3 protein-coding genes and 1 pseudogene are annotated in these 2,480 nt (G+C 65.0%); 2 read left to right on the top strand and 2 right to left on the bottom strand.

Annotated elements, in window-relative coordinates:
- Nucleotides 1–783, bottom strand: a 783-nt coding sequence (locus VF497_RS01320) for an alpha/beta fold hydrolase (protein WP_330885494.1), incomplete at its 3' end; no start/stop codon positions are given.
- Between the two features lie 85 nt (nucleotides 784–868).
- Between VF497_RS01320 and VF497_RS01315 the strand changes: the two genes are divergently transcribed.
- A complete protein-coding gene (locus VF497_RS01315) occupies nucleotides 869–1,489 on the top strand; it encodes a DUF998 domain-containing protein (protein WP_414706825.1) in 621 nt (206 codons plus the stop codon).
- Nucleotides 1,486–2,292, top strand: coding sequence for a fructosamine kinase family protein (locus VF497_RS01310; protein WP_330885490.1), 807 nt, complete (start codon nucleotides 1,486–1,488; stop codon nucleotides 2,290–2,292). The genes VF497_RS01315 and VF497_RS01310 overlap by 4 nt, the downstream gene beginning before the upstream one ends.
- Here VF497_RS01310 and VF497_RS01305 read toward each other — a convergent pair.
- Nucleotides 2,283–2,480, bottom strand: a pseudogene (locus VF497_RS01305) (exodeoxyribonuclease VII large subunit); the annotation flags it as partial. The gene VF497_RS01310 and the pseudogene VF497_RS01305 sit on opposite strands and share 10 nt — an antisense overlap.

Here is a 2,480-nt window from a genome sequence, read left to right as displayed (position 1 = left end):
GGCGATGCGATCCTCGAGATACTTGTCGGCCGCGTCGCGCGTCGGGTAATCCTTCTGCCACTGCAGCGGCACCGAGCCCATGATCATGAGGATGTGCAGCGCATCGGCGAGGCCGCGCGGCTGCTTGGTGTAGTCGCCGTTGTTCCATTCCGGATCGTTGCGGATCGCGTCCATGAACATGCGCCGGAACATGCGGTTGCGCCCGGCGATTTCGACCGGCAGCGAGGCCAGCGGCATCAGCGCGTCCATGAAATCGGGATACGTCTCGCCCCAGACCCAGGAGTGCATGCCGCCCATCGACGTGCCCATGACCAGGCGCAGGTGATCGACCTTGAACTTCTGCGTCAACAGAAGATAGTCGGCCTTGACCATGTCGTCGTAGTCGTAGTGTGGAAACTTCATGCGCAGGCCGTCGCTCGGCTTGCTCGACTTGCCGTGGCCGATGCCGTCGGGCAGCACGATGAAGTATTTCGCCGCGTCGAGCGGCTGGCCGGGGCCGAACAGCTGGCCGGCGAAGCGGTCGTTGATGAACTGCGTGCCGGCGCCGCCGGTGCCGTGCATGATCAGCACGGCGTTGTCGACGTGTCCCTTGCGGTCGCGATGGATCTTGCCGAGCGTGCGATAGTGCAGGCGCAGCTCGGGCAGCGTCTCGCCGCTGGCGAAATGGAAGTCCTTGACGATGAAGTCGCCTTCGCTCGGCGTCGGCCAAGTCTGCGCGTGTGCAGAGGCGCAAACCGCAAACGCAAGAAGGGCCGACAAGGAGAGCAGGTATTTGCGGAACATGGCTTGCCCGTCGATGGATGACGCGGGAGTGTGCAACAAATGGACGATTTTGTCCCACCACATCGATCGAGTTATCGTCGCGTGCATGAACGATTCCCGATCCCGCGGACATGCCCGGCTTTGCGCCCTGTTGTCGTGTTGCGGCGTGGGAGCATTCGTCGTGATCTGCGGAGCCGTGCAGTTCCTGCGCGGTGACCTCGACTGGGTCGCCGCACCGTTGAGCTACTACCTGCTCGGGCCGTTCGGCGCCGAGGCGATCGCGGCGTATCTCGCTCTGTCCGCAGGCTTGATCGCGCTCGGCATCGGCTTTCGCAGCGCGCTCATCGCGTCGGCGCGCAGTGGCGCGCTCGTGTTGCTGTTTGCGGTCGCGGGCGTGGCGCTGGCCGTCACCGCATTGAGCGAGCCGGCCAAGGCGCACGGCAACGTGCTCGAATGGGAGGCCGTTCACCGCTTCGCCGCGATGACCACGTTTCTCTGCGTCACCGTGGCGATGCTGCTGCAGTCGTTCTGGCTGCGTTTCGATCCGCGCTGGCGCGGCAGGTTTCCTTTCGCCTTCGCACTTGCCGCGCTGGCATTCATCGCGTTGTGGATCTACGCGTTGATGCATCTTTTTCCGAGCGGAATTTCGCAGAAGACCGTGATCGCGCTGATCCTCGCCTGGCTTGGCTGGGCCTCATTGGCCCTGCTGCGCGAGACGTGGCGATGAAACTGTCGTCCGGCGCGGCCGAGTTCGGCCAATTGCGCGATGGCATTCATCGCAGCGTTCGCGCTGGTGGCGGGCGCGCGTTCGTGAAAGTGCGCCGCGACATGCCCGCCGATTTCTTTCTTGCCGAAGCACGCGGCTTGGCAGCGCTGTCGTCCGCATCCTTGCGTGTGCCGGACGTCCTCTCGGTGTGGGAACACGGCATCGCGCTCGAAGATCTCGGCAGCGGGCGTGCGTCCGCGCGCGATTGGGAAAACGCAGGGCTCGGCCTGGCCGGATTGCATCGCATTGCAGGTGCACATTTCGGCTTCACTGTACGCGGCTGGTGCGGCGACAGCGGACAGGACAACACGCCCGACATCGACGGATTCCGCTTCTTCGCCGAGCGCCGCCTGTTGCCGCAGGGTCAGCGCGCCTTCGACGCGTTGCTGCTCGAGCGCGGCGATATCGGTCGGCTCGAATCGCTCTGCGCGCGTCTGCGTGAACTGCTGCCGGAACGGCCGCCAGTACTCGTTCATGGCGATCTGTGGCGCGGCAACCTGCATGCCTGCGCCAACGGCGAACTCGCGCTGATCGACGGCGGCGCCGTGCACTACGGCTGGGGCGAAGTCGATCTCGCGATGCTGACCTTATTCGGCGAACCGCCCGCCGTATTCTTCGTCGCCTATGAAGCCGACGCGGGCATCGACGGCAGCTGGCGCGGGCGCGCTGCGCCGCTCAATCTTTACCACCTGCTCAATCATCTCAATCTGTTCGGCGCGAGTTATCTCGACGGCGTACGCGCGGTGCTGCAGCGCTACTCGTGATCGGGTTTCGGCTTTCGTGCGCGAGGCTTCGCTTCCTGGCGCAGGTCGATTTCGCCGTCGACGAGGCGCGCGACCAGATGCGCGGATTTCGTTGCCGCCGCGGTCGTGCGCAGCACCTCGCCGCTGTCGCGGTCGAGCAGAATCGCGTAGCCGCGCTGCAAGGTTGCGAGCGGGCTGACCGCATTGAG

It is taken from the genome of Rudaea sp., assembly GCF_036383415.1.
GTDB lineage: Bacteria > Pseudomonadota > Gammaproteobacteria > Xanthomonadales > Rhodanobacteraceae > Rudaea.
This window is presented reverse-complemented; position numbering and strand designations above follow the sequence as displayed.

What these genes read in the sequence shown, in the direction of transcription:
- VF497_RS01315 (WP_414706825.1), top strand. Translation starts at nt 869, where the DNA reads ATGAACGATTCCCGATCCCGCGGACATGCCCGGCTTTGCGCCCTGTTG.
- VF497_RS01310 (WP_330885490.1), top strand. Translation starts at nt 1,486, where the DNA reads ATGAAACTGTCGTCCGGCGCGGCCGAGTTCGGCCAATTGCGCGATGGC.